The organism is Pseudomonas sp. BN417, from assembly GCF_029871205.1.
Lineage (GTDB): Bacteria > Pseudomonadota > Gammaproteobacteria > Pseudomonadales > Pseudomonadaceae > Metapseudomonas.
Window position 1 is genome coordinate 1 of the sequence record NZ_SSOJ01000079.1, and the last position, 21,174, is coordinate 21,174.

The 21,174-nt window shown below is 65.5% G+C and carries 20 protein-coding genes and 1 tRNA gene; 10 read left to right on the forward strand and 11 right to left on the reverse strand.

All coding sequences use genetic code 11. The features are described from left to right. Positions 1-696: 696 nt before the first annotated feature. Positions 697-819 (forward strand): hypothetical protein, encoded by a 123-nt coding sequence (locus E8F11_RS08735; RefSeq protein ID WP_280288449.1) that lies wholly within the window; start codon positions 697-699, stop codon positions 817-819. Positions 820-980: 161 nt separating this feature from the next. On the opposite strand, the gene E8F11_RS08740 is transcribed toward E8F11_RS08735, so the two are convergent. Beyond that, positions 981-2,258: an acetyl-CoA C-acetyltransferase gene (locus E8F11_RS08740; protein WP_280288450.1), complete on the reverse strand. Its 1,278-nt coding sequence runs from the start codon at positions 2,256-2,258 to the stop codon at positions 981-983. 162 nt (positions 2,259-2,420) lie between these two features. On the opposite strand from E8F11_RS08740, the gene E8F11_RS08745 reads away from it, so the two are divergent. Next, positions 2,421-3,776 carry a 3-oxoacyl-ACP reductase gene (locus E8F11_RS08745; protein ID WP_280288451.1) on the forward strand — a complete coding sequence of 452 codons (1,356 nt, stop codon included), beginning with the start codon at positions 2,421-2,423 and terminating at the stop codon, positions 3,774-3,776. Between the two features lie 160 nt (positions 3,777-3,936). Here the strand turns inward: E8F11_RS08745 and E8F11_RS08750 are convergent, their stop codons facing one another. Beyond that, on the reverse strand, positions 3,937-4,935 hold the full coding sequence (locus E8F11_RS08750) for an AraC family transcriptional regulator (RefSeq protein ID WP_280288467.1): 999 nt from the start codon (positions 4,933-4,935) through the stop codon (positions 3,937-3,939). 171 nt (positions 4,936-5,106) lie between these two features. On the opposite strand from E8F11_RS08750, the gene E8F11_RS08755 reads away from it, so the two are divergent. From E8F11_RS08755 to E8F11_RS08785, 7 genes are all read left to right on the forward strand, one after another. Beyond that, complete coding sequence (locus E8F11_RS08755) at positions 5,107-5,961, forward strand: MaoC/PaaZ C-terminal domain-containing protein (RefSeq protein WP_280288452.1); 855 nt, start codon at positions 5,107-5,109, stop codon at positions 5,959-5,961. Positions 5,962-6,013: 52 nt separating this feature from the next. Then, positions 6,014-6,316, forward strand: a complete 303-nt coding sequence (locus E8F11_RS08760; protein WP_280288453.1) for a MazG-like family protein — start codon at positions 6,014-6,016, stop codon at positions 6,314-6,316. After that, on the forward strand, positions 6,313-7,062 hold the full coding sequence (locus E8F11_RS08765; RefSeq protein ID WP_280288454.1) for a methyltransferase domain-containing protein: 750 nt from the start codon (positions 6,313-6,315) through the stop codon (positions 7,060-7,062). Before E8F11_RS08760 ends, E8F11_RS08765 begins: the two co-directional genes overlap by 4 nt. Positions 7,063-7,073: 11 nt before the next feature. Continuing rightward, positions 7,074-7,673, forward strand: a complete 600-nt coding sequence (locus E8F11_RS08770; RefSeq protein ID WP_280288455.1) for a DUF4136 domain-containing protein — start codon at positions 7,074-7,076, stop codon at positions 7,671-7,673. Positions 7,674-7,889: 216 nt separating this feature from the next. After that, complete coding sequence (locus E8F11_RS08775; protein WP_280288456.1) at positions 7,890-8,447, forward strand: DUF4136 domain-containing protein; 558 nt, start codon at positions 7,890-7,892, stop codon at positions 8,445-8,447. A gap of 7 nt (positions 8,448-8,454) precedes the next feature. Further along, positions 8,455-8,952: a GNAT family N-acetyltransferase gene (locus E8F11_RS08780; protein ID WP_280288457.1), complete on the forward strand. Its 498-nt coding sequence runs from the start codon at positions 8,455-8,457 to the stop codon at positions 8,950-8,952. 295 nt (positions 8,953-9,247) lie between these two features. After that, on the forward strand, positions 9,248-9,715 hold the full coding sequence (locus E8F11_RS08785) for a YbaK/EbsC family protein (protein WP_280288458.1): 468 nt from the start codon (positions 9,248-9,250) through the stop codon (positions 9,713-9,715). A 94-nt stretch (positions 9,716-9,809) separates the two neighbouring features. Here E8F11_RS08785 and E8F11_RS08790 read toward each other — a convergent pair whose 3' ends face one another. The 9 genes from E8F11_RS08790 to fdhE all read right to left on the reverse strand — a co-directional run bounded on the left by E8F11_RS08790 (position 9,810) and on the right by fdhE (position 19,921). Then, entirely contained in the window at positions 9,810-10,427 is a 618-nt protein-coding gene (locus E8F11_RS08790; RefSeq protein WP_280288459.1) for an SCO family protein, read from the reverse strand. 40 nt (positions 10,428-10,467) lie between these two features. Next, positions 10,468-12,267 carry a multicopper oxidase domain-containing protein gene (locus E8F11_RS08795; protein WP_280288460.1) on the reverse strand — a complete coding sequence of 600 codons (1,800 nt, stop codon included), beginning with the start codon at positions 12,265-12,267 and terminating at the stop codon, positions 10,468-10,470. Positions 12,268-12,828: 561 nt separating this feature from the next. After that, positions 12,829-13,281, reverse strand: coding sequence for a hypothetical protein (locus tag E8F11_RS08800; protein ID WP_280288461.1), 453 nt, complete (start codon positions 13,279-13,281; stop codon positions 12,829-12,831). A 900-nt stretch (positions 13,282-14,181) separates the two neighbouring features. Continuing rightward, the gene (locus E8F11_RS08805; RefSeq protein WP_280288462.1) at positions 14,182-14,472 is read right to left on the reverse strand and encodes a hypothetical protein; all 291 of its coding nucleotides are present in this window, start codon (positions 14,470-14,472) and stop codon (positions 14,182-14,184) included. A 335-nt stretch (positions 14,473-14,807) separates the two neighbouring features. After that, positions 14,808-15,107, reverse strand: coding sequence for a hypothetical protein (locus E8F11_RS08810; RefSeq protein WP_280288463.1), 300 nt, complete (start codon positions 15,105-15,107; stop codon positions 14,808-14,810). Positions 15,108-15,524: 417 nt separating this feature from the next. Continuing rightward, a tRNA-Sec gene (locus E8F11_RS08815) sits at positions 15,525-15,620 on the reverse strand. 10 nt (positions 15,621-15,630) lie between these two features. Then, a complete protein-coding gene (selB, locus tag E8F11_RS08820; RefSeq protein ID WP_280288464.1) occupies positions 15,631-17,544 on the reverse strand; it encodes a selenocysteine-specific translation elongation factor in 1,914 nt (637 codons plus the stop codon). After that, positions 17,541-18,947 (reverse strand): L-seryl-tRNA(Sec) selenium transferase, encoded by a 1,407-nt coding sequence (gene selA, locus E8F11_RS08825; protein WP_280288465.1) that lies wholly within the window; start codon positions 18,945-18,947, stop codon positions 17,541-17,543. Before selA ends, selB begins: the two co-directional genes overlap by 4 nt. Positions 18,948-18,991: 44 nt before the next feature. Then, a complete protein-coding gene (gene fdhE, locus E8F11_RS08830; protein WP_280288466.1) occupies positions 18,992-19,921 on the reverse strand; it encodes a formate dehydrogenase accessory protein FdhE in 930 nt (309 codons plus the stop codon). A gap of 287 nt (positions 19,922-20,208) precedes the next feature. Between fdhE and E8F11_RS08835 the strand changes: the two genes are divergently transcribed. After that, positions 20,209-21,174 (forward strand): IS110 family transposase (locus tag E8F11_RS08835; protein ID WP_280287030.1); only part of this gene is annotated, 966 nt, incomplete at its 3' end.

Genomic DNA, 21,174 nt, shown 5'->3' on the forward strand with positions numbered 1-21,174 from the left:
TGGATGCCGCGAGAGGCGTGCGGGGCCATGGATGGCCCCTCACGCCGGGCCCCCGGAGCAATGGTGGAGCGAGGGAACCCGACGAAGTCGGGCCGGATGCAGGGGCAAGTTTTTTGGTTCCTTTTCAACGATTGGAAAAGGGACTCGCCTGGGAAGGCGAAACCGGGACTCGCAGCCCACTCGATAAGCAACTCGGCTCAGGACGTTCTAGCAACACTGAATGCAGACATAGCCAATTCATTCGCCCCTGCAAGAATCCGCATTCCGCACAAGCAGCCCGCCTACGCCCGGAACAACTCCCCCGGCGGCACTCCGAACACCCTCCTGAAGGGGGTGATAAAGGCCGAGGTCCATTCGAGGAATGCCCCCACTCATGCGTCCACGGCCCCCATTCCTGGCGCCCGAAAATCGCCCTCCCCATGTCGAGATGCCATGCCAGAGCGGCTTGACCGGTCCTGGCACAGCGATTGCTCGCCATCTGTTGCAACGAAGAAACACCCAGGTGCAGGCCGGGATGGCTGCATGCGTCCGAACGCAATCGTGCAATAAGGAGGTTCTTCCGAATGACTGACTCCAGGCTGCTGTACGAACCCGAGCTGAGCGTTTCCGGGTGCTTGTTACCCGAAGCAGGCCCCGAGGCCGTCTTCAAGAGCAAGCCGACGCCCAGGACCGACCAGAAGGCGCTGCTACCACATCATGCGCACACACATCGACAAACTGCTGGACCAGGGCTGGAGCATCACCGGACGCGACCCGGTGCGCCTGGAACTCCACCAGAGGGTGAAGATCGTCCGCGGCGGCGTGCTGGTGGATGGCTGAAGCCGCTGCACGGCGCCAGGAATTGTGTAGGAGCGAGCTTGCTCGCGAACCGGACCATTTCGCGATCGAAAAAAAGGGCGGCCCCTGCATTGCGGGCCGCCCTAAATCACGGAGTTGCTTACATCGCGTGGCCGCGATGACTTGCAGCCACGGGTATTGGATTACTTTTCCAGGATCGCGGTCACACCTTGGCCGCCTGCGGCGCAAATCGAGATCAATCCACGGCCCTCGCTGGCCACGGAAAGCAGCTTGGCCAGATTGGCGACGATACGCCCGCCGGTGGCGGCGAAGGGGTGGCCGGCAGCCAGGGAGCTGCCCTTGACGTTCATCCGGCTGCGGTCGATGGCGCCCAGCGGCTTATCCAGGCCGAGGCGGGTCTTGCAGTAGTCGGCGTCCTCCCAGGCTTTCAGCGTGCAGAGCACCTGGGCAGCGAAGGCTTCGTGGATCTCGTAGTAGTCGAAGTCCTGCAGGCACAGGTTGTTGCGCGCGAGGAGGCGCGGCACGGCGTAGACCGGCGCCATCAGCAGGCCTTCCTCGCCGCTGACGAAATCCACCGCCGCCGCTTCGCCATCCTTGAAGTAGGCCAGAATCGGCAGCCCGCGTGCCTTGGCCCAATCCTCGCTGGCCAGCAGCACCACCGAGGCGCCGTCGGTCAGCGGTGTGGAGTTGGCCGCCGTCAGGGTGCCGCGCGCGCCGCGTTCGAAGACCGGTTTCAGGGCCGCGAGCTTCTCGGCGTTGATGTCCGGGCGCAGGTTCTGATCGCGGGTCAGGCCGCGGAAAGGGCTCAGCAGGTCATTCTGCCAGCCTTCGGCGTAGGCAGCCGCCAGCTTCTGGTGGCTGGCGATGGCCAGTTGGTCCTGTTCATCGCGGGGGATGGCCCAGGTCTGCGCCATCAGCTCGCAATGCTCGCCCATGGACAGGCCGGTGCGCGGCTCGCCATTGCGCGGGATGTGCGGTGCCAGGTGGCGCGGCCGCACCTGCAGCAGGGCCTTGATCTTGTCCCCGGTGGACTTGGCCCGGTTGGCTTCAAGGAGAATCTTGCGCAGCCCCTCGTTCACCCCGATAGGCGCGTCCGAGGTGGTATCCACCCCGCCGGCGATGCCGCTGTCGATCTGCCCCAGGGCGATCTTGTTGGCGACCAGGATGGCCGCCTCCAGGCCGGTGCCGCAGGCCTGCTGGATGTCGTAGGCCGGGGTTTCCGGGGCCAGGCGCGAGCCCAGCACGCATTCGCGGGCCAGGTTGAAGTCCCGCGAGTGCTTGAGCACCGCGCCGGCGGCGAACTCGCCGAGGCGCTGGCCATGCAGGTTGAAACGCTCCACCAGGCCTTCGAGGGCACTGGTCAGCATGTCCTGGTTGCTCGCCGTGGCATAGACGGTATTGGAGCGGGCGAAGGGGATGCGGTTGCCGCCGACGATGGCGACCCGGCGCAGCTGGGTCATGGTGACTCCTTGCGGGTGAGGGTTTGCGGGTTGCAGTGTCGGATACAAGACTAGACGCCTGGATTGGCCGCCTCGCCGCTCGGGAGGTCAGCACGGTCAATTGCGTGCAATCCGTGTCTGCGTAGAGTGGGCCCACTTTCGTTTGCCAGCAGGAGCTATTCCATGAACGACCGTTACCTCGCCTTCGCCAACTCCAACACCGGCCGGCGCCTGGTCGGCGCCCTCGGCCTGCCGGCGCCGGTGCGTCTGGAGCGCTGGATGGCGGGCCGTGCGCGGCCAGTGGATGGCGCCTTGCTGATCGGCGGCCAGGGCGCCCTGGCCGAAGCCGCCAGCGGCGTGCTGAACAAGCTCACTGACCAGAATTTCGCCGATGAGGACGGCCGCTTCGGCCTGCCACGCTGGACCGCCGAGCACGGCCCGCGCCTGAAGGCGCTGATCTTCGACGCAAGCGGCCTGACCCGCTTCGAACAGCTGATCGAACTACGCGACTTCTTCCAGCCGGCCATGAAGGGCCTGGGCAAGTGCCCGAAAGTGGTGGTCCTGGCCTGCGCCCCGGAGTCGATCAAGGACCTGGAGGCCGCCAGCGTGCAGCGCTCCCTGGAAGGCTTCACCCGCTCCCTCGGCAAGGAAATCCGTCGCGGCGGCAACGTGCAGCTGGTCTATGTCGGCAAGGGCGCCGAGGACCAGCTGGAAGGCGCCCTGCGCTTCCTCCTGTCGCCCAAGAGCGCCTATGTCTCGGCCCAGGTGCTGCGCCTGGCGCCCTGTGCCGAGCGGGTGCAGGACTGGACCCGGCCGCTGGCCGGCAAGCGGGCGCTGGTCACCGGCGCCTCCCGTGGCATCGGTGCCTCGATTGCGGAAACCCTGGCCCGCGACGGCGCTGACGTGATCCTGCTCGACGTGCCCCAGGCCAAGGACGCCCTCAACGGCCTGGCCGCGCGCCTGGGCGGCCGTGGCGTGGCCATGGACATCACCGCCGACGACGCTGCCGCCCGATTGGTGGAGGCCCTGCCAGAGGGCGTCGATATCCTGGTGCACAACGCCGGCATCACCCGCGACAAGACCCTGGCCAAGATGAGCGACGACTTCTGGAGCTCGGTGATCAACGTCAACCTGCGCGCCCCGCAGGTGCTCACCCAGGCCCTGCTGGACGCGGGCAAGCTGCACGACAACGGCCGCGTGGTGCTGATCGCTTCCATCAGCGGCATCGCCGGCAATATGGGCCAGACCAACTACGCGGTGAGCAAGGCCGGGGTCATCGGCCTGGCGCAGAACTGGGCGCCGGCCCTGGCCAAGCGCGGTATCAGCATCAACGCCGTGGCGCCGGGCTTTATCGAAACCCAGATGACCGCCGCCATTCCCTTCACCATCCGCGAAGCCGGGCGGCGCATGAACTCGATGAACCAGGGCGGCCTGCCCCAGGACGTGGCCGAGGCCGTGGCCTGGTTCGCTCAGCCGGGCTCCGGCACCCTCACCGGGCAGGTGATGCGGGTGTGTGGGCAGAGCTTGTTGGGGGCTTGAGGGGCGGACTCGGGGGTGGGCCATGCCTGTGTGGGGGCGAATTCATTCGCCAAGCAGGCCGCTGGCCTGCCCCACTGACTCCCATGGGGGCTGCTTCGCAGCCCTTAGCGAATGAATTCGCCCCCACAGGAAAAACAACAGCCGCAGACGCGCTCGGGGTTCAAGCCTCGCCCTTCCCCTTGCGCCGGAACTCCACCGGCGTCTCCCCCACCCAGCGCTTGAACGCGCGGTAGAAGGTGCTCGGCTCGGAAAAGCCGGTGCGCTCGACAATCACCTCGATGCGCTCGTCGGTCTTCAACAGCAGCTCCTTGGCCAGCCGGCAGCGATAGTCGGTGATCAGGTCGTTGAAGCGCACCCCGGCCATGGCCAGGCGCTCGCGCAGGCGGCGGGCCGGCATGTTCAGGCGGGCGGCCACCTGTTCCAGAGTGGCGCCGCCGTCCACCAGCAGCTCGCCGATCAGTTCGCGGACCTGGCGCACCAGGTCCAGGCGCTCCACCTCGGCCAATTGGCGGCGCGCCAATGACTCGTGCATGCGCAGCAATTCCGGCGCGGCGTGGCGTGAGGGCTTGTCCAGCACCTCGGCAGCGAAGATCAGCGCATAGCGCTCGGCACCGAGCCGCGCCGGGCAACCGTATACCGCCTGGTAGCGCTCAGCCGGAGCGCCTTCGGCATGCATGAGCTGCACCTCCTGGGGCTTGAACTGCCCTTCGGTCAGGGCATGGAAAAGGCGGATCACCGCGCCGGCGAGCATTTCCGGAAAGTGCCGGTTGCTGCCCGAGTGCTGGCCGAGGGAAAGCACGGCGCGCTCCGCTTCCACGTCCAGCTGTGCATTCAGGGTGTCCGAGAGCAGACGCACATAGCGCAGGGCATGGCGCAGCCCTTCGCCGAAGGTGCCGCTGGAAAGGAACAGGTACTCCAGCAGCAGGCCATGGAAGGCTGGCAGGTGCCCGGCCAGATAGAGGCCGACATGCTCCTCGCCGCATTCGGCGGCGGCGGCTTTCCAGAACGGGTCTTGGGCGGCATGGGGAAAGCGACCTGCGGGCAGGCCGCCAGGCGGCAGGCCCACGCGTACCAGAACCTTGTCCGGGTCGGTGCCGCTGGCACGCAGGGCGTCGATCACCGGACGCATCAGCGCCACATCGTCGGTCAGATCACGCATCATCGTTTGAGAATTCTTATTGTCTGCGGGGCGCGGCCATCTTATGCAGCTTTGCCATCAGCACTCAAGGCCGGCAATTGACTGCCCTGCCGCCCGCCCGGGACGGTCGGCCAATGTGCCCCTTGGGCGACTGACTATGCTGAGCCCCATTCGCCTCCAGGAGATATCCCCATGGCCACCGACTGGCTCGACCTGCCCGCTCCCCCGGCCCTTCCCGGCCTGTTCGCCCGCGCCGCCATGCGCCGTGGTACGGGAAGCAAGGCCCTGCCCGAGCTGGGCGTGCGCAGCCCGGTGAGCGTCGACCCTGGCCACCTCGAGCGCTACCGGGCGGTCTGCGGCTTCACCGACAAGGGCCTGCTGCCGGCGACTTATCCACATATCCTCGCCTTCCCGTTGCAGATGCGCCTGCTCACCGATCCGCGCTTCCCCTTCCCGCTGTTGGGCCTGGTGCACCTGGAAAACCGCATCCGCGTGCTGCGCCCGCTGGGTGGCCTCGGCCCCTTCAATGCCAGCGTGCGGGTGGAGAACCTGCACCCCCACGAGAAAGGCGCCACCTTCAGCCTGATTACCCGCCTGGAAGACCAGCTCGGGCTGGTCTGGGAAGGCGACAGCCGCATCCTCTTCCGTGGCCTGCGCCTGCCCGGCCAGCCCGCGCCCCGAATCAGCGAGGACGTCCTGCCGCTGGAACAGCTGGACCAGTGGCAGGCCCCCGCCGATATCGGCCGGCGCTACGCCCGGGTGGCCGGCGACTACAACCCCATTCACCTCTCGGCCGTCAGCGCCCGCCTGTTCGGCTTCCCCCGCGCCATCGCCCACGGCCTGTGGAACAAGGCGCGCTGCCTGGCGGCCCTGGAAAGCCGCCTGCCCGCCGCAGGCTTCGAAGTGGAAGTGCGCTTCCAGAAACCAGTGCTGCTGCCCAGCGAAGTGACCCTGCTGGCCAGCGCCCCCGCCCCGGAGGGCCAGCTCGCCCTGCGCGGCAGCAAGGACGTGCCGCACATGGCCGGCAGCTGGCGCCCCTTGCGCTGACCCTTGCACCGGCGGGCGGGCAGCGGGACCATAGGCGGCCAAGGAGAGCCCCATGAACCTCGACGAAATCACCACCCGCCTGCACGCCATCCGCGACCAGAACGACTGGCGGCAATTCCACAGCCCGAAGAACCTGGCCATGGCCGCCAGCGTGGAAATGGCCGAGCTGGTGGAAATCTTCCAGTGGCTGACCGAAGACCAGTCACGCCAACTGCCGCCCGAGAAGCTGGCACACGCCGGCCAGGAAGTGGGCGACATCATCCTCTACCTGCTGCTGCTCTGCGCCGAGCTGGGCCTGGACATGGAACAGGTGGTGAGGGCCAAGCTGGCCGACAGCGAAAGGCGCTTCACATGAGCGACCGGCACTTCGATGAACTGGCGACCCGCTTCGCCGAGAAGATCTACGGCGGCGCCAAGGGCGCCATCCGCCTCGCCGTACTCCAGGCAGACCTGGCCGAAGTGCTGCCCGACCGCCCCCTGCGGGTGCTCGACATCGGCGCCGGCCTCGGCCACATGGCCCTCTGGCTGGCCCAGCGCGGCCACCAGGTGACCCTCGCCGAACCCGCCGACCCCATGCTCGAAGGCGCCCGCCAGCGTTTCGCCGACGCCGGCGCTTCGGCCACCTTCATCCGGGCGCCCTGGCAGGAACTGCTCGGCCAGCTCACCGAGCCGTACGACCTGGTGCTCTGCCACGCCGTGCTGGAATGGCTGGCCGAGCCCCACGCCATCCTCCCTGTGCTGCACCAGCTCACCGCCAAGAACGGCCTGCTGTCGCTGGCCTTCTACAACAAGGACGCATTGATCTACCGCAACCTGCTCAAGGGCCATTTCCGCAAGCTGCGCAAACACAAGTTCGCAGGCGTTGGCCAGAGCCTGACCCCGCAGCAGCCGCTGGACCCGCGCGACCTGGCGGCGCAACTCGCCGGGCACTGGCAGGTCGAACGACAGAGCGGCGTGCGCGTGTTCCACGACTACATGCCGCAGGAGTTCCAGGCCAAGGCCGAACTGGTGGACCTGCTGGAAATGGAACTCGCCTACCGCCGCCATCCCAGCTACCAGGGACTCGGCCGTTATCTGCACTGGATCTGCCGGCCGCTCTGAACGGAGGCCCCATGAAACTGCCCGGCTGCATCGCCCTCGCCCTGCTCCTGACCGCCTGCCAGAGCCCCAACCCCTACCTCTATCAATCCCGCCCGGTGCCGCCCGCCCCGCCGGGCGCCGCCAGCACCTTCGACAGCAGCGCCTACCCCGCCGCCCCGCGCGACTTCGGCCGCTACCGCAGCTGGACCTGGCTCGACGGCCAACTGCCCGCCGGCAACAACTGGGCGACCCCGGAACAGATGGCCGACATGGTCAACTCGGGCCTCGACCAGCACGGCCTGCGCCAGGCGCGCAGCCCCGCCGCAGCCGACCTCAAGGTCAGCGCCAGCCTGCGCTACGAGAGACGCCTGCGACAGTACGACGACTACGGCGGCGCCTACTACGGCAGCGGCCCCTGGCGCGACCAGTACGGGGCCTGGGCCAGCGTGCCGATCGTGCGCACCTACGAGGAACAGGTGGCGGTGGTCTACCTGCAGTTCTACGACGCCCACGATAACCAGGAGGTGTGGAGCGGCAGTGGCGAGGCCTACGCCAGTGGTAACCGCTCCGAGGGGGTGACTGCGCTGCGGCAGGCGGTGAAGGAGGCGCTGGACGACTATCCGCCTCGTTGAAGTCCGAGCGGGTCCCACCATCCCTCTCCCCCAGCCCCTCTCCCAGAGGGAGAGGGGTGCTTGTCCGTACTATCTGCGAACGTCGGAGCCGCAGGCACGAGCCCCCCTTTCCTCTTCGGGGAGGTGCGACGCCGAGCACGAAATCACTCTCAATATCCCCTTGCCGAACGCCCCACCTTGCGTTTGGATAATGTTTCCGGCAGAGGAGATCCGATCATGATCCGCCGCACGCTACTCCTATCCGCTGTCCTGCTCCTAGCCGCCTGCCAGAACTACAACGTCAACCGCGACTACGACAGCACCCGCGACTTCAGCGCCTACCGCAGCTGGAGCTGGAAGGAGCCCGCCCTGCAGTACAGCCCCGACGATCCGCGCATCAAGAGCGACCTCACCGAGCAACGCATCCGCGAAGCCGTCGGCCAGCAACTCGACCAGCGGGGCCTGCGCCCGGCCACCACCGGCAAGGCCGACCTCAATGTGCAGTCCTGGCTGATCGTCGATGAGCGCCAGCAACAGACCAGCTACAACTACGGCGGCTACTGGGGCGGCTATTGGGGAGGTTACGGGGGCGGTCCGGCCTATACCGAAACCCGCATCTACAGCTACAAGGTGGCCACCATCCAGGTGGACATGTATGACAGCAAGGACGGCAAGCTGGTCTGGCGCGGCAGCGCCGAGCAGATCATGAAAAGCGCGCCGCCGACCCCCGCCGAGCGAGAAGCCGCCATCCGCGACACGGTCGCCAAGGTGATCGCCCAATACCCGCCGCACTGAGGACTCCATGCCCGCTGCCAATCCACAGCTGCAACACCGCCCCGCCAGCGCCGAAGACCTCCACGAAATCGTCCGTTTCCCCCAGGATGCGGACGAACTCTTCTTCGCCTACCCCAAGGCCAGTTGGCCGCTCACCGTCGGCCAGCTCGCCGCCGCCATGGCCGAGCGCCGTGGCAGCACGGTCGCTCTGCTCGACGGCAAGGTCGCCGGCTTCGCCAATTTCTACCAATGGCAGCACGGTGAGTTCTGTGCCCTCGGCAACATGATGGTGGCGCCCTGGGCGCGCGGCCAGGGCGTGGCCCAATACCTGATCGAGGCCATGGAGCGCCTGGCCCGCGAGCAGTACAAGGCCAGGCTGATGAAAGTCTCCTGCTTCAACGCCAACGCCGGCGGCCTGTTGCTCTACAGCCGGCTCGGCTACCAGCCCCGCGGCATAGTCGAACGCCGCTCCCAGGACGGCCATCGCGTGGCCTTGGTGCAGCTGGAAAAGCCTCTCACCGACTGAGAGGCGAGCTCACGACCAGCCGACCTGCAGCTGCCGCCTGAGCACTGCGACGACGCCTTGCGGCAGCGGCTGGAGGCCGAGTCCCGGGCCGGCTTGAGCAATCGCCTGGCGATGCACCAGGACCTGGGCTGAACCGGTCGGCCGAGACTGAACCCGCCCGGCCACCCTCCACTAAACTGCTAACAGAGCACCTGCCTCGGCGGGTGCCAGGTGGGGAGCGGGAGGCTCCTCCTTGTGTGCCGGCAACGCCGACTTACCGGGAGTGACAAGCCGACGCCCTGGCAGGAGGTGTCTCATGACCATGATCACCCAGTTGCAAACCAGCCTGATGCAGCACAAGTCGCGCTACGACGTGCTCACCCACGCCACGTCCATGACCACCCGTGATGCCGCGCGCCGCGCCGGCGTGCCGCCGCAACAGATGGCCAAACCCGTCATCCTCGACGACTTTCAGGGCCACTGGCTGATGGCCGTGGTGCCCGCCACCCGCCAGCTGGACCTGCAGAAGGTCCACAAGCTCACCAAGCGCAACTGGCGCCTGGCCCACGAAGGTGATTTCAGCAAGCGCTTCAGTGGCTGCGCCATCGGCGCCATCCCCGCCGTCGGCAACCTCTTCGGCCTGGAAACCCTGATCGACCAGTCCCTCACCGAGCAGTCGGACATCTACTTCGAAGCGGGCGACCACAACGACCTGGTGCATATGAGCGGCAAGCAATACCTGGCGCTGATGCCCGACGCAAAGCTGGGACGTCTTTGCGAGTAAGCATCCACTCATAGGGAAGGCGAGTCAGCCGTAGGGTGCGCTGTGCGCACAGCGCGCCCTACGATCAAACACCGACGGCGCGCACCGCCTGGTCCTAGGCGGTATGCACCGCACGGCTGTCCACGTGATTGATGGTGGACAGGATCTGCTCCGGCTCCGCCAGCGCTGGCGCCATGGTCCAGCGTTGGTAGACGTCGTTGCCGATGCGTACCATGCCCGAATGGTTCGCCAGGTTGGCGTCCACCTCCGGGTTCACATCGTAGAAACCAAGGCTCAGGCGCAACCGCTCGATGTCATAGGGCTCTCCGGTCAGGAACAGCCAGCCCGGCCCGACCCGGTGCCTTTCGACGAATGCCTTCAGCTGCTGCGGCCTATCCAGCTCCGGCTGCAAGGTGATCGAGTACATGAACACGTCACGGCCCACGCGCTCACCGAGCATCTTCTGCACGCGCAGCAGGTTCGCCGTGGCGGTCGGACAGCGCCCGCTGCAGGACAGGTACATCATGTTGATCGCGACCACCTTCCCGCGGATCAGGTCGTCGTAGAACCTGACCTCCTTGCCTTCGTGGGTCAGAAGCCGCGCATTGGGGAAGTAGCTGTCGTCGTCAGCGGCGCGGCGAGGACGCGGCTGCTCGAGCGTGAGGCCAGGCAAGGCGATCAGGCCGAGCGCGGCGACGCCCATGCCGGTCACCAGATATCTGCGAGTGTTCATGACCATCCCTCCACCCTCATAAGCGTTGTTGCCGCGCCAGTCAGACGATGTCCCACCGCACCATCATCGAATGGTCTTCATGGATCAGGTTGTGGCAGTGCATGACGTACTTGCCCTTGAAGTCGCGGAAGCGCAGGAACACGCGCAGGGTAGTGAACGCGTCGAGTACGTAGACGTCCTTGCGACCGCGTTGCTGCGGCGGCACCGGCACGCTCACCCCGTTGACGAGCTTGGCGATGATCTGCCCCTCTTCGAAGTGGATGTGAATCGGGTGGGTCCAGCCGTCCTCGGGGTTCACCAGTTCCCAGATCTCGAAGCGCCCCTGGGCGATCGAGGCTCGCGGGATATTCACGTTGAACAGCCTGCCATTGATCGACCACATGCCGCTGGAACGCTCGAACACCCAGCGGCGCACCGGAGCTGCGGCGATCTCCGCAGCCGTGATTGGCGGCAGCGTCCGCAGCACGGCGGGTACCTGGCTCAGGTCCTGCGCCGGCGGGAAGCGGTCGACGATGATCTTCAGCACGCGGGTGCCCGGGTCCTTGATGTCCTTGCCCTCGCGGGTGTCTTCCTGGCGCATCTTGTTGACCAGATAGAGCGTGGTGCCAATCGGGTACTTGGAGAAGTCGACGACAATGTCCGCGCGCTCGGCCATGCCCAACTGGAAAGTGGTCTGGTTCGGCAGCGGCGCCGGCAACAGGTTGCCGTCATTGGCGATGAAGGTGAACGTCTGGTTCTGGCGACCCTCCGACTGCAGATAGAAGGCGTAGAAACGGCTGGGACCGGCGTTGAGGAAGCGCAAGCGATACCTGCGGGCAGCGACCCGCAGCACCGGCTCGATATAGCCGTTCACCAGTACCTTGTCGCCCAGGGTCCCCTCGGGGTTGACCTGGTCGTAGACCATGATGCCGTTCGCGTCGAAGCGCCTGTCGGCAAAGGCCAGCGGGTAGTCGTAGGGATGGCTCGGCAACCTCAGTGCGCTTGGGCTCGGATCGCGCTCGTTGCCCGAGTCGACGTTGTCGAACAACAGGTAATTGCCGAACAGGCCACGCACCATGTTCGCGGCGGTGAAGTCCAGGGTGTGGTCGTGGTAGAACAGCGTGCCCAGGGCCTCGCGCGGATCGCCGATGTGGTTCTGCAGCTGGTCGTAGCCCGCGTAGATATTGGGGTAGAAGTGGTCCTTGAAGGCGCCGGGCGCCGTCAGGGTCGGCCCTGCCTTGTTCGCGCTGTAATAGTCGCCCGGAAAACCGTCGCTCTCCGATCCCGTGTGCGCGTTGTGCAGGTGGGTGGAGATCTCCGGCGTGCCAAAGCCCACGTGGTTCTGCGGCAACTGGTTGCGGAACCGCACTATGATCGGCTTGCCATAGCGGGCGAAGATGACCGGACCGGGCGAAACGGCACCCGGCGTGTTGCCTTCATAACCCCAGATGCGTTGCGGCGGATAGGCCGGATGGAATACCCAGTCGAGCCGCTCCTTGGCCTTCAATTCGTAGAGCAGGGGTGCACCGAGCACGCCGGTAAGTTCGGCGTAACGCTGGTGAGGCGCGCGCCCGGCTTCGCCACCGGCGGTATTCGCGGCGATCGTGGGGCTCGGGTTCAAGGTGGCGACTGCCTGGAGCGGCGTGATCTCATTGGGCAGCGTGACCAGCCACGGCGTGGTCGGCGGGCTGGGCGGGAACACCGGGAAGGTGGCGGCCCCGCCCTCGCTCGATTTCAGCAGTACCGGCGCCAGCATGGCGGCGGCACCGATTTTGAGGAAGGTGCGTCGGTCTTCGGTAGCATCAGTGTCTTCAGGGGGCGGCAGGCGACCTTTCCTGTGCCCCAAGTCTTTGGTTTTCATTACGGTCCCTCCCTCAGTAAGCGAATTGCTGTTCGCTGGCTGCAACCCCGCATCCAGCCTCGCGGCGAAGCGCCCGCTTTATGATCGGACGGGGGAGCTTGGCTGCCAGCTATCGGGATGGGGCCTGCAGCCGAACGCCTCCGAGTCGCTTTCGTTTGTCAGCGCTCAGTCGTTTTTGGGGGGCTGTACGTGGACGGTGCGCAAAGGGTCGGAAGGGAGCGGCGGGGGAGTAAGCACACAGAGGTAAGAGCGGCGGTTGGATTCACCGCCCCGCGCGTGAGTGGTACTGTGCTCTTCATCTGCTCCTTCGTTGTTCAGCCTCTTGTACGGCACTTTTTCCGTGCCTTCCAGTGCTCGACCCCATCTAGGGAACCGAGCTGTATTGCAAAAAATATCAACAATCAGTCTAGATCAAGAATCATTCCCGAGCGGCCAGCAACCCGCTGTTTCAACTTGGTTTTCATAGACCCATGCGGCGCAATGGCATCCGCTTTTAAGCCCCCCGGATATGGCAGGAAATCGCACTTGGCTACGCACCTGTAATCTCGCCGCGGATGGGCGTCAGCGAATGTCGCCGCAGAAGATATCGAGGTTGCCGTCCGCCGGGCTCGTGCGCAGAACGATGGAGTGGCTGCTTGAGCGAAGCGTCGCGAGAGCGACTGGTGCTGTTTTCGATAACCGCCATCCATCAATCCGCGAATACCGGTAAGTCGCCACGGTCCGATTCAGTTCATACGCTGGCGAAGCGCCTGGAGTCGCGCAGGTCCCTGGGTAGATGTAGGTGTAGAGATGGACAGGACGGGCCACGCTGGACGGCACGCCACTGACGAACAGAGTCATGCCCGTCTCACCGCCCAGCGGCACCAGAGTCGCCTGGGCGATTTCACCCGCATTCCTCTCCGTGGCCGTCATCCTGATGTAGAGTCTCTGCTCATCCACCTTGCCCGCTGGGCTCGCGCATGCTGACAGACCGCCAGCGACCAGGATCAGTGCCAGACATTCTTTCGCGTTCATCGATGACCACCTGGCGTGAGAGGCGCCGATGCAATAGTCACTTTTCCACTATAAGAGCCGGCCGGGCCGCCATCATTCAGAACAGCATCCGCTCTGCCCAGCGGTCCTGAGTGTGAGCGTTTCCAGTAGCCTGTTTCCACGCCAAGGGCAGCAAATACAACCGCCACTCACTCTTGACGGACCTTGGCCGTGTCCAGGTATGCGTGCTTGGAAATGCGCATTCAAAATCGATAGGCTATTCCGGAATATCCTGGCATACAGGCATCAAGACCACAGCCATTCGCGCAACTACCAACGCACTTCATCACCATAATCAATGGCCATTAAATGTGAAGTTCATTTCATATGCGCAGAATTTCTAATAAATCAGATAGTGCGCGCGCCGAAGTTCTTTGAGAGTGGTTTCTACGTCAACGTGGAAGCCAACGAACCGTTGATCGATTCGGTTACACGGGCGTTTCATGAGCGTGGCTGGATGGGAATCAACATAGAACCATCCCAAAAATTCCACGACTCACTTTGCGAACACCGGCCCAAGGATGCAATCCTGCAATCTGCCGCCGGTGATGCTGAAGAGGACCTTACTTTTTACAGTATTCCCAGAACCGGGCCGTCGACCATGGACGCCGACATGGCGAGAAATCACCGGGCCGCGGTTACGAAGAACAGAGCAAAAAGGGTGAAGTCGCAAACGCTGAAATCAATCTGCAGAGCTGCCGAGAAACAACGCGCCGACCGGGCCGAAGCCGACCTTCACGCCTTGAAGCAACGTCGATCAGGCGAGCGATTCAAAGGTTCAGAACTATCCTGTCTCGCCGCTGAAGCCCACAGTGCAGCTACTCACATGAGCGCGGCGATACCATCCTTGGCCTGTCCGGTCGCTCACGCCTCACGGCGGGCTCAGGGCTTGTAGCGGCTCTGGGCGACGCACCACTTGCTGGCAGGGTCTTTCGACCGGGTGCAGGAGTTACGGAACACCACCTGGGCATGTTTCTGGCAGTCGCGGAACTGCGTAGAACCCTTCTCGTTCTTGCTGCAGACGCTGTCGAGGGCGATTTCGCCGTTACGTTCCTGCCAGTTCAGGTAGTAATTGTCGCTACCCGCCTGCTTGGCCTTGGCCGCGGGAGTTGCGGCAAACGCCACGCTTGCCATGAGTACCAGCGCGCTGCCCAGTGCGAATCGGATGACCATATCAACTCCTAATTAATGGCTCGTGCGGAAGTGCGTCTTCTTGGAGGCGCTTTTCTTGGTGGGGTACTGCCCGTGCTATCGCAGCATTCCCGGGAGATCAAGCCAGCGCGGCTTATCTAACGGGTAGGCTCGGCCTGGTAAGCCAGACCCCGAATGAACTGCCACGCATAGTGCGCAGCGGTTATAGGCGCCGCAAGAGCTCGATGCCAATTGGAGATGACCGTCCGTCGTCACGCATAACGAATGAATTGGGACAACGAACTGAGGAGAATTTATTTTTCCCGATCCAGAGGCAAAATAACCAATCCGCCCCTATTCACTACTGATATACCTATCTAATCCTGGATCGCATCGCCGATGGCAGCCTGGGATACTGGCTGCTGCTTGATGCAAAACAGGACCATATGGAGATCGGTGCTCCATTCGGACTCACATCGACTACGAAGCGGGCCGCTGTAGCCGGCAATCGCCGCGGCCGCCTCGCGCTGCTCCTCCAGGCAATAGGCACGCATGGCATTGCCGCTCCATTTCTCCTGACAATAGGCCTGGATGACTGAGTCGCTGGCATGGGCACTGGACATGAAGCTGGCCGCAACAGCTGCGGCAGCAACGATCAGACGTTTTCTGTACGGCACGAGTACGCTCTCCACTTGGAACGTCGGCCCTCCGTGGTCCGCGTTGCAGCGATATGGAACCCTGGTTATGCAGCGATCTGAACCGCGACCGCGCAGACGTGGTGCAGTCTAGTACAGTGCGGCCTTCTGCCCAGATCACCCGGCAATGTCCCGACGTCCGGCTTTCGAGCCGAGAAAGAGGGCAAGGAGCTTGGGAGAAGCAGAGGACGGATTCATTCTGCCGGAGAGGGGCGACCCAAAGAGGTCGGCGATTTGCCAGTTGCCAGCGGGCTGCATCCAAGGCGGTAGCCAGTCGCAGCAGGTGAGTTCCACCCCGTACCGCGCCCTCTCGAAATGCCCTACGGAAATGAATTGGCGCTGTGTCCAAGCAAGGCTTCTCTCATTCCCGGATCCTCTTCCAAAGGGAGAAGGGAGAAATGGCGGAAGGCAGTGGGAGTCGAACCCACCCAGGAACGGCTGCCGTCCCCCACCGGGTTTGAAGCCCGGCCACGCCACCGGGCGTGCTTGCCTTCCAAATCGGAGATCAGGGGTCAGGCCCTTGGGCCAGGGCGGAGTCTTCCCTGATCTTGCGTTCGTCGCCGATTCGGCGAGTGAAGCCGATGCGGTCGAAGTGTTCCAGTAGCTGGATGCTGCGCTTGCGGCCGATGCCGGTGCGGTCGCGCCAGGCGGCGGCCTTGATGCTGCCACATTCATCCTGCAGCTGCCGGGCGAGTAACGCCAATTGGCGGATGGTCGCATCGGGGTAGAAGAGGTCTTTCACCACCTGTTGCAGCAGGCCGATGCGGGCCAGTTTGCGTTCCAGCAGGCGCATGGCGCCCTCCTCCACCTTCAGTTCCTTGGCGAGTTCGCGGACCCAGGGCGGGTCGAAGGCGCCTGCTTCCAGCAAGGGCCAGATGCGCTCGCGCAGGGCTTCGTCCTCGGTGCTGAGTTGCACGCGGTGGTCGTGCAGGTGCAGCCAGGGGCCGCTGGACTGGACGCTGCCGCTGGCCAGGGCCTGCTCCAACAGGGCGATGAAGATCGGGCGGTCCAGTTCGGGCAATGCATAGCGGCGCAAACGGTCGCGGTCGGGGCCGAGTTCGTCGGGCAGTTCGGCGTGAAAGCGTGCCAGGCCCTGACGCAGCTTTTCTTCCAATGCCTGCCAGCGGTCCCTGGCGAACAGCCGTGGGCCCAGGCGGCTGCTGATTTCCAGGGCATCGTCGGGCAACGCCCAGCCGCTACGCGGGCGGTTGAACTGGCGCTCCAGCAGTTGGGGATCGAGACCATTGGCGGCGGTTGTCAGCAAGGCTTCCAGCGCTGCCTCCAGCCCTTCGCCGCGCAGGGCTTCCAACTGGGCCAGACGCTCCGGGATGCGCCGATTGCGCACCGGGGCGAAGGGATCGAGCACGCGGCCGCCGCCAAGGGTGCGCTGGGCGGACTGGTCGCGCAGCACCAGGTGGTCGCCATGCACCGCATGACTGGGGGCATTCAGCAGCAATTGGGCGAAGCTGCGCCTGCCGGGCGCCAGGCTGTTGCCTTCCAGCAGCGCCACGCGGCCGGTGACGTCCTGGGCGGCGAGGTGCACGTGCACCGGGGTCCAGTGGGCCAGCTCATGGGCCTCACCAGGAAGCAGGTTGAGGTCGATATCCAGCCGCGTGGTCGGCGCCAGCAACGCCGGCGCCAGCAGCCAGTCGCCGCGATGCAGGTGCTCCAGGGCCAGGCGCTCGCCGGTGAGATTGAGGGCGACGCGCTGGCCGGCTTCGGCCCGCTCGGCCTGCTGGTTGCGCGCATGCAGGCCACGCACCCGCACCTTGCGGCCTGACGGGCTAAGGACCAGTTCATCCCCCACCGCCACCCGCCCGGCAAAGGCGGTTCCGGTAACCACCACCCCCGCTCCGGCGACGCTGAAGGCACGGTCGATGGGCAGGCGGAAGTGGCCCTCGGCGCTGCGCGCGGCGACGCGGGCGGATTCACCCGACAAGGCCTGGCGCAAGGTTTCGATCCCTTCGCCACCAGGGCTGGCTACGGGGAAGATGGCGGCGTCCGCGAACGGGCCGGGCGCCAGCAGGGCGGACACTTCGGCACGGGCCTGTTCGATGCGCTTCGGCGCTACGCGGTCGATCTTGGTCAGGGCCACCAGGGCGCGGCGGATGCCGAGCAGCTCCGCGATAGCCAGGTGCTCGCGAGTCTGCGGCATCACGCCGTCGTCAGCGGCTACCACCAGCAGCAGCAGGTCGATGCCACAGGCGCCGGCGAGCATGTTGTGGACGAAGCGCTCGTGTCCGGGCACGTCGATGAAGGCGGTGGGTTGGCCGTCGCCCAGGTCGGCGTGGAGGTAGCCGAGGTCGATGGTGATACCGCGTTCGCGCTCAGCCGGACGGCGGTCGCCTTCCAGGCCGGTAAGGGCTTGCAGCAGGGCGGTCTTGCCGTGGTCGATATGCCCGGCGGTGCCGACTATCACTCGGCGTCCCCCGAGAGCTGCGGCAGCTGGGCGAGGAAGGCCGGCTCGTCGTCGAGCTGGCGCAGGTCGAGCCAGAGGGCGTCGTCGTCCAGGCGGCCGATCACCGGGATGGGCAGGCTGCGCAAGGCTTCTTCGAGGTGGCGCAAGGCGCGGCCGCGCAGGCGCTTGGATTGCTGCGGGCGCAGGCAGAGGGCGACGCTGGGCAGGCGCGCTACGGGCTGGGCGCCGCTGCCGATCATGCCCAGGGCCGGCACCGCGTTCACCTGCCAGAGAGCGCCCAGCTGCGCGGCCAGCAGCGGCGCCAGGCGCTCGGCCTGGGCCTGGATATCGGCCTGCGGACGGCTGAGCAGGCGCAGGGTGGGGAGGCGTTCGGCCAGTCGCTCCGGGTCGCGGTAGAGGGCGAGCACGGCTTCGAGGGCGGCCAGGGTCAGCTTGTCCACCCGCAGGGCGCGCTTGAGGGGGTTCTTCTTGATCCGCGTGATGAGCTCGCGATTGCCGAGGATCAGCCCGGCCTGGGGCCCGCCGAGCAGCTTGTCACCACTGAAGGTGACGATGTCGGCGCCGTCGCGCAGGGCTTCCTGCACGGTCGGCTCCTTGGGCAGGTCCCAGCGGGTCAGGTCGACCAGGGTGCCGCTGCCGAGGTCTTCCAGCAGGGGCAGGCCGTGGGCGTGGGCGATGGCCGCCAGCTCCGCGGTGGGCACGCTGGCGGTGAAGCCCTGGACGCTGTAGTTGCTGGTGTGCACGCGCATCAACAGGCCCGAGCGCGGGCCGATGGCGGCCTCGTAGTCGCCGGCGTGGGTGCGGTTGGTGGTGCCCACTTCCACCAGCTTCACGCCGGCGCGGGCCATGATGTCGGGGATGCGGAAGGCGCCGCCGATCTCGATCAGTTCGCCGCGGGAAATTACTCCCTCCTTGCGCGCGCCCAGGCTGTTGAGCGCCAGCAGCACAGCGGCGGCGTTGTTGTTGACCACGGTGACGGCCTCGGCGCCGGTGAGCTCGCGTATCAGCCCGGTGATGAGGTCGTCTCGGTCGCCGCGCTTGCCACTGGCCAGTTCGAATTCCAGGTTGAGCGGATAGCGCGCGGCCAGGGCGATGGCCTCGATGGCGTCCTCCGGCAGCAGGGCGCGGCCGAGGTTGGTGTGCAGCACGGTGCCGGTGAGGTTGAATACCCGCCGCACCTGGCTGGAGTGCCAGGCTGCCAGGCGTTCCCCGGCACGGCCGGCGAGTACGGCGTCGGTGAGTTCGATGGCGGCGAGCTGGCCCTGGCGCGCGGGTTCGCGCAGTTCATCAAGCAGGTCGCGTAGAGTCTTGAGCAGGGCCTCGCGGCCATAGCGTTGTTGCAGGGGAGCGCAGGCGGGGCTGCGCAGCAGGCGGTCAACTGAGGGCAAACGAGCGGCCGACATGGGCATTCCTTAGCGCGGGGCGATCCGTATTTGAGTCTAGGTGCTTATTCCCCACCGGGGGCCAGTAGCAGGTTGGGCGCGTGGCGCAGGTAGCCCTCCTCCGCCAGGCGCAGGTCGAGGTCGAGGCTGGCGAGGTCGTCGGCCTGGGCTTCGGCCTCGGCGTCGAAATCCAGGTAGCACTGTTTGAGGTAGGCCTGGCAGTTGGGGCAGGCCTCGGCGCGAATGGGCGCCTCTTCTCCCTTCAGGCCGTCGCGCTCCAGGGAAAGGTAGGCCAGGCGCTTGCTCTCCTGGCAATGGCTGCATTTCAAGCGCACATAGTGCCACTCGCATGAACACAGGGAGCAGGCGAGGTAACGCAGGCCGTTGTACTTGCCGCGGTTGCGGACCATGCCGCTGACCGGTGGCGAACCGCAGGCCGGGCAGAGCACCTTGGCATCGGTCTCCACCACCACGCCTTCCGGCAAGGCCAGTAGCCAGTGACTGAAGGCGACCTGCAGGGCGGCGCCGATGAAGGGCGCAAGGGCCGGCGGCAGCAGGTCGAACTGGCCGCTCAGGAGGCCAACGCCCCAGGTTTTGCGCTGGGCCGGGTCGGCCTCTTTCAGTTGCTGCAGGGCCTTGGCGACGGCGGGGTTGGCGGGCGCCTGGAAGCGCGCCAGCAGGGCGTCGAGTGCAGCCAGCCAGCCATCGGCGCGGACGAGGGCTTCGAAGGCGATTGGAGGCATGCCGTGCTCGCGGCTGCGGACCAGAGCTTCCGGAGCTGGTCCGGGCAGCTGCGGCGGGTTGTCCAGCACCAGCTGCTGGGCCTCGCAGAGTTCGGCGACCAACTGGAGGTAGCCAGCCAGGGAGTGGCCTTCGGCGAGCTTGCGCAGGCGCGCGGCACGCTGGCGGAACAGGTCGTGGCCGGGCAAGTGGAGGAAGGGTGGAATGTTGGCGGCCGCTTCGATCTGGCCGGGTTGGAGTATCAGGCCTGGCACGCAGGGCTCCTTCAGTGGATTGGTCAGGGGAGTGTAGGGTGGGTGGGGCAACTCGATACCCGCCGTTTGCGCCGAATTGATGGGTATCGCTGCACCCACCCATCCTTGTATCTCTCCAGGGCAATGAGGTTAGCTACCTCACTGCCCAGGGCCGGGAAAGCCGTTCCCATCCTGAGAGCTCGACTCTGTTTCGTAGATTGTGCTCCCGGCCCTCTTCTCCAACTCCTGAATGGTATCCAAGCCCCTCCACCGGAGTGAGGCTGCATGAACAAGGCAAGGATCGAGAGATGGCGGTTATTGGAATCGATGTCAGCAAGCAAAAGCTCGACTGTCTGTGGTTACGCGACCCGGACAGTCTGAAGGTCAAGACCAAGGTATTTACCAATCAAGTAGACGGCTTTGCCGCCTTGATCGAGTGGTGCTGCACCCACAGTGGCGTTGCCGCCGGGGAACTGAAGGTGTTCCTTGAGGCCACCGGGGTCTACCACGAATCCTTGGCGTATTACCTGCACGACCGTGGCGTTCAGGTCTTCGTCCTGAACCCGGCGCAAGTCCGCGAATATGCGCGCAGCCTGGGTATTCGCGGTAAGACGGACAAGCAGGACAGCCTGGTGCTCGCCCGTTTTGGCGCGACCCAAAAGGCCCGACGCTGGTTGCCGGAGGCGCGGGAGATCCGCGAGCTGAAAGCGATGATCGTGCGGTATGAGGCGTTGCAGGAGGACCTCCAGCGCGAACTGAACCGGCGGGAAAAAGCCGAGGTCAGTCAGGCCAGCCTCAGCGTAGTGGCCTCCATCGATACGATGCTCAGTGCCCTGCGTCAGGAGGCCGAACGCCTGAAGCAGGAGATCGACGACCACATCGACCGGCACGACCAGCTCAAACGCAACCGGGAGCTGCTGCGGAGCATCCAGGGCATCGGGGATGTCCTTTCCCGCCACCTGCTGGCGTTTCTGCACAGCCGCGACTTTGGCTGTGCCCGACAATGCGCGGCCTATGCGGGCCTGGTTCCACGCCCCTGGGACTCGGGGACGTCGGTAAAAGGCAAACCACGCTTGACCAAAGCGGGGCAGCCTCGGCTGCGGGCCAAGCTCTACATGGGGGCCATTGTGGCCAAACAGCACAATCCCACGGTCAAAGCGCTTTACCAGCGTCTGCTGGCACGCGGGAAAGCCAAGATGAGCGCCCTGGGCGCGGCCATGCGCAAGCTGCTGCAGATTGCCTATGGTGTGCTCAAGACGCAGACACCCTATCAG

Excerpts from the sequence above, each read along its gene's own strand:
- E8F11_RS08735 (WP_280288449.1), top strand. The coding sequence starts at position 697 with ATGCGCACACACATCGACAAACTGCTGGACCAGGGCTGGAGCATCACC.
- E8F11_RS08740 (WP_280288450.1), bottom strand. The coding sequence starts at position 2,258 with ATGACCCAGCTGCGCCGGGTCGCCATCGTCGGCGGCAACCGCATCCCC.
- E8F11_RS08745 (WP_280288451.1), top strand. The coding sequence starts at position 2,421 with ATGAACGACCGTTACCTCGCCTTCGCCAACTCCAACACCGGCCGGCGC.
- E8F11_RS08750 (WP_280288467.1), bottom strand. The coding sequence starts at position 4,935 with ATGCGTGATCTGACCGACGATGTGGCGCTGATGCGTCCGGTGATCGAC.
- E8F11_RS08755 (WP_280288452.1), top strand. The coding sequence starts at position 5,107 with ATGGCCACCGACTGGCTCGACCTGCCCGCTCCCCCGGCCCTTCCCGGC.
- E8F11_RS08760 (WP_280288453.1), top strand. The coding sequence starts at position 6,014 with ATGAACCTCGACGAAATCACCACCCGCCTGCACGCCATCCGCGACCAG.
- E8F11_RS08765 (WP_280288454.1), top strand. The coding sequence starts at position 6,313 with ATGAGCGACCGGCACTTCGATGAACTGGCGACCCGCTTCGCCGAGAAG.
- E8F11_RS08770 (WP_280288455.1), top strand. The coding sequence starts at position 7,074 with ATGAAACTGCCCGGCTGCATCGCCCTCGCCCTGCTCCTGACCGCCTGC.
- E8F11_RS08775 (WP_280288456.1), top strand. The coding sequence starts at position 7,890 with ATGATCCGCCGCACGCTACTCCTATCCGCTGTCCTGCTCCTAGCCGCC.
- E8F11_RS08780 (WP_280288457.1), top strand. The coding sequence starts at position 8,455 with ATGCCCGCTGCCAATCCACAGCTGCAACACCGCCCCGCCAGCGCCGAA.
- E8F11_RS08785 (WP_280288458.1), top strand. The coding sequence starts at position 9,248 with ATGACCATGATCACCCAGTTGCAAACCAGCCTGATGCAGCACAAGTCG.
- E8F11_RS08790 (WP_280288459.1), bottom strand. The coding sequence starts at position 10,427 with ATGAACACTCGCAGATATCTGGTGACCGGCATGGGCGTCGCCGCGCTC.
- E8F11_RS08795 (WP_280288460.1), bottom strand. The coding sequence starts at position 12,267 with ATGAAAACCAAAGACTTGGGGCACAGGAAAGGTCGCCTGCCGCCCCCT.
- E8F11_RS08800 (WP_280288461.1), bottom strand. The coding sequence starts at position 13,281 with ATGAACGCGAAAGAATGTCTGGCACTGATCCTGGTCGCTGGCGGTCTG.
- E8F11_RS08805 (WP_280288462.1), bottom strand. The coding sequence starts at position 14,472 with ATGGTCATCCGATTCGCACTGGGCAGCGCGCTGGTACTCATGGCAAGC.
- selA (WP_280288465.1), bottom strand. The coding sequence starts at position 18,947 with ATGTCGGCCGCTCGTTTGCCCTCAGTTGACCGCCTGCTGCGCAGCCCC.